This window comes from Robinsoniella sp., assembly GCF_034124845.1.
Genome location: NZ_JAWYAJ010000019.1, coordinates 1 through 5,019, shown reverse-complemented (window position 1 = coordinate 5,019; position 5,019 = coordinate 1). Strand labels below are relative to the sequence as shown.

General features: G+C 42.6%; 1 protein-coding gene. It reads left to right on the top strand.

Annotated features, from left to right (window positions below):
* Window positions 1–5,019, top strand: a 5,019-nt coding sequence (locus ACH2DQ_RS01065; RefSeq protein ID WP_395025163.1) for an NPCBM/NEW2 domain-containing protein, incomplete at both ends; no start/stop codon positions are given.

Genomic DNA, 5,019 nt, shown 5'->3' with positions numbered 1-5,019 from the left:
AAGGATTACCGCTTTGACGGAAATAATGTAGATATGTATATTTCTTATGATGTAAATGCCAAGATGTATGACTATAATACCCTTATTTCCCTTGAGAATACGACAAAAGTGGACAAGGGAATCGGCACATCGGCAGCTTCTGAGATTGTATATGCCCTGAACGGAGAATATGAAAAGTTTACGGTGACACCTGGATTTGAAGTTTATGCACTGACCAATAAAAACAGGCCGTCTTCTGTAGAGTTCAAATTGCTGGGAAGCAAAACCACAGATGATTCCACCCAATACGAAGAACTTTGGGACAGTGGTATTGTATATTCATCAGATAAGGGAAGTGACAGACCCTATTTTGTTCCCAGTGAAGTGCAGGTATCTGTTAAGGATTACCGGTATTTAAAATTATGGGTATCTGATGCCGGAGAAACCGGAATGGGCGGAACTAATCCAACGAATCAGAGCGATGCTGTGAACTGGGCATTTGCACGGCTTACGAAATCAGCCGGTACAGAAAATCCCCCATATGACGGTGTATATTTAAGTGATCTTACAAAAACATCTTTTACAGGAAATGAAACCGCGATGGATACCAGCTTTTCGGGCCAGGCAATTACGATTGGCGGAAAGGCGTATAGCAAAGGGCTTGGTATGAAAGCGGATGCATCTGTAACATATGATTTGGGAGATGCGTATGAGTACTTTCGGGCAGATATCGGTTTGGATGATGCATCTGCAGCGGGTGAAGCTGCCTATACTGTCTATGGATATAATGAATCGGGCGGAAAAGATACGATTACGGAAGGAACCTTAAATGAAGTTAACCGAAACCAGTCCATAGGGGGACCGGTTATGGGAATTGTTTCACTGGAGCTTTGTATTACCAGTCATTCCACGGAAGAAGTTCTGGTGAACTGGGGAGATGCAAGACTGGACAGAACACAATCAGAAACCGCGGTGGAAGCGTATGATATAACCCTGGATGGAAAAGCTCTGGAAGGCTTTACACCATCGAATACACAGTATGAAATAAAATTGAACGGGGATTCCGATATCCCGGTTGTTGATGCAAAAGCTGCAGAAGGGTTAACCGTTGAAATCCAGCAGGCAGAGAGCATTCCTGGAAATGCAGTTATAAAAGTCACGGATGGAACCCGGGAAAAAGTATATACCATTTCCTTTACCTGGCAAACCGAAGAATTACTCAGTAAAATTGAAGTTACGGCAGACAAAAAAGAGTTGAATCCATTAAAAAGTAGGGATGATAAAGCAAAGCTCAGCTTAAAGGCATATGACAAAGAAGGAAAACTCACTGAATTACCGGAAGGCACAAAGGTAACGTATACTGCCAGAAGCTTATACAAGAGCGGTAATGTAACGGTTGCAGAGGTAAGTGAGGATGGTACGGTAACGCCCCTGAACGGAGGGGTGGCTGAAATAACGGCACAGGTTGAAGCTGGCGGACAGATAATAAAAGATAAAGTCAATATTACTGTTCGGCCCTTTTACAGGGACTATCATCAATCAATGGTTATGAAGATGTTTTTAGGACAGAATGGAAGTATCAAAGTAAATTTGGATGAAGCACTTGATATCATTAAAAATATTGATAACATGACCAGAGATATACCGAAAATCATCTATTTGGTAGGATGGCAGTATGAAGGCCACGATTCCGGATATCCTTCTTTTGCAAAAGTGAATGAAAAGTTAAAACGTGGGGAAGATGCAAGTGCAGAAGACAGCCTGATCTGGCTCATGGAAGAAGCAAAAAAATACAATACAACGGTCAGCCTTCACATTAACATGCTGGATGCTTCAGAGCAAAGTCCGCTCTGGAATGAATATCTGGAAAAGGATGTAATTGCCAAAAATGCAGATGGAACCTTAAAGACTTATGTATGGGGGTATCCCATCAGTTATACGGCAGAATGGAATGCCGGGCTTACGCAAAGGAGAATCGATGAATTATTTGACCTTCTGCCTCCGCTAAGAGAAGCGGGAACCATACATATCGATGCTTTTCATACCGTGATTCCCGGTTATACCAACGAATCAATCAGCCCGTATCATGAGGCAAAATACGGATATACTTCAGCAGTAGAGGAAGAGACCCAGAGAAAAATATTTGCTTACTGGAGAGAGAAAGGTGTCGATGTAACCAGTGAATTCGTCAGCAGTTACCGAAAAGACAAGTTTATTGGACTTCAGCCAATGGCATGGCATTTTTCTTCACTTAGTAATACGGAATATTTACAAATACCTGCTTCGCTGTATTGTGGCGGAGACCGCGGACTTGCAGTATTTGGAGAAAATATGGCCGCTGAGGGAATTATTAAGGCAGATAAGACAACTTTAAAAGGGTTTATGCAAGATTTTGCATTAAAAACGGTACCTTTCTATTTTTTGAATCGGTTGGAACGTCAGACTTATGATTCTGCAAGCAAGACAGCAACATTTTCGAATGAGGTAACCAGCTGGCAAGAAGCTGATAACTCCCTGCATATCACGCAAAAAGACGCCGTACTCAGGGATAATAATGATATTTTTATGCCGGCACAGTGGAATGAAGACCGTTACCCGGAATTATTTGCTTACAGCAAAACCGGATATACCGACAGAAGCTGGAAACTTCCTCCGGGGTATGAGGATATTTCAGCAGTGGATATATACCGGATAAACTTAAGCGATATGCAGCAGAAGGACAAGAATGTTCCTGTTAATGAAGGAAATCTAATCTTAAGTTTATCAGCAGACGAAGCCGTATCAATTGTTCCGGCAGGAACGGATCTGGATTCTGCGAAAGAGGAAAGCTTTGATTATCTGTCGGATGTGACACCGGCGTCGGTCAAGGTTGGATATGGGTCACTTGGTATTGACAAAACAGTAAATAACTCAGGAACGCTGAAACTGGACGGTGTGGAGTATAAGAAAGGTCTTGGTGCGCATGCGCCGGCAGAATTGGTGTATAATCTGGATGGTAAATATGACTTTTTTCACGCTGTAGTGGGTATAGATGATTTAAGAGTTACCAATACAAATCTTGGAAGGGTACAGTTCCAGGTGTTCCTGGATGACAATACCATTCCTGCATTTGAAAGTACGGTAATGGGAACCAATGCGAAGCCGGAAGTGATAGATTTAGCACTGGGAGATACGGTACAGAAGATGAAAATTGCTGTATTAACACCGGATGGGAAGAATACCAATGACTGGACGGACATAGCTGATGCCAGGCTTACGCTGAACGAAAAAGGGCTAAACTATGCAGAATGCAATGTAACCGGATTTTCCTTAGCAGAACAGGTCAATAAAACCCAGTTGGATAGTGAGAAGCATACCATTTCCATAAAGGTACCTTATGGTACAGATCTGTCAGCCCTAACCGTGAAGGAGGCGGAATTTATGCCCAGAACACAGGGCAGCGTTCAGGCAGGAGACATCATAGACGCAAGACAGCCAGTTATTATTACAGTAAGCAACCCGGCAGGTGAAACAAAGGAGTGGACCCTGTTTGTAACAGAAAAAGAACAAAAGGCTATATTGAAATCGGATAACAAGTTTCTGGAAGATAATTTTTACTGGGCAAGCCATAAAGTAGACCAGTTTGTAATGACAGGACAAAGCGGTCTGATTAACAAAGCATCTGACAAACCGGGAAGCGGACCAGTGGATTACGATCCTTCTTACTGGGCAGGTTACTATGACAGAACGGCTTATTATGGCAGAGATTTTTGCCATCAGGCTACCGGGGGACAGTTGGCGGGTCTTCGGAATGAAAACTTCAATATGTTTAAGACCTTTGCCCAGGGTGCTACCGAGGCAAGAAAATATTATACCCTTTGGGCTTTTAATTTTGACGGAAGCCCCTATACCATCGATTACAGGTCAGACACAAACTTTGTAAGAGAGGTTCCGGCACAGTTTGAACTGGTAGAAAAAGCATATGAGCAGTATTTGTGGACAGGGGATGAACGTTATATCCAAGATGAAGATATGTTCCAGTTTTATACAAATGTTATGACGAAGTACATTGCTCTTCATGACGATCAGAATCCAAATGGTGTTGCTGAGGGGTATGGCAGTATCTGGAGCGGGTCCTGTACTTATAATGAACGTGGTGAGCATCCCGTGGAAGCAGGAGATGCAATTGGTGCCCAGTATCAGGCAACTCTGGCTTATGCAGGAATATTAGATGCCAGGGGCCAGGTCGCTGAAGCGGCGGCATGGTTTGAGAAAGCACAGAAGCTGAAAGACTATTTTAATAAGGAATGGAGTGCAAATCCGGATAATCCGGAAGGAAATTATGCCAGAGTCATCACTCAGGATGGTACAAAATTGTATGATTTCGGGAAAGAAAACAGCTGGTTTATGCCTATGAAGCTGATAACGGAACCGGGTAAGAGGAATGATGCATATCTGGATTATATTTCCCAAAAACTGGGGAAAGGAATCGGAGATAAAAATGCTCCCGACGCCCCTAAAAATATTGAAGCGTACACGTATATCCCGGATACATATTTTCCGTATAACCGAAACGAAGAGGCGTGGAAATGGATGAAATATATTGCAGGCATAAAGGACAATCCTCATGAACGCCCAATACAGGGAACAAACGGAGATTATCCTGAAATTTCCTTTACTTTTGTCTCTCAGACCATAGAAGGGATTATGGGTATTGAACCAGATGCCGGTAAAAATCAGGTAGTCACTGCTTCCCATCTTGCAGAAGATATGAATTATGTAGATGTTACCGATATCCGTATGGGAGACCACATGCTGGACGTTAGGCACGATGGTCATACCAAAACCACCTTGACAAATCATGCAGATGGATCTTTAAGCTGGGAAGCAAGATTTTATGGAAGTTATCCTTATATAAATTATAAAGGAACAAAAATGGAAGCACAGCAGAAAACCGTAAATGGTGTTACTGTCAGTTATGCGGTAATAAATGTTATGCCGAATGAGACCATAATTGCAGAAGCAGAACAGATCACTGCAGATAAACAGGTTTTAAAGGAA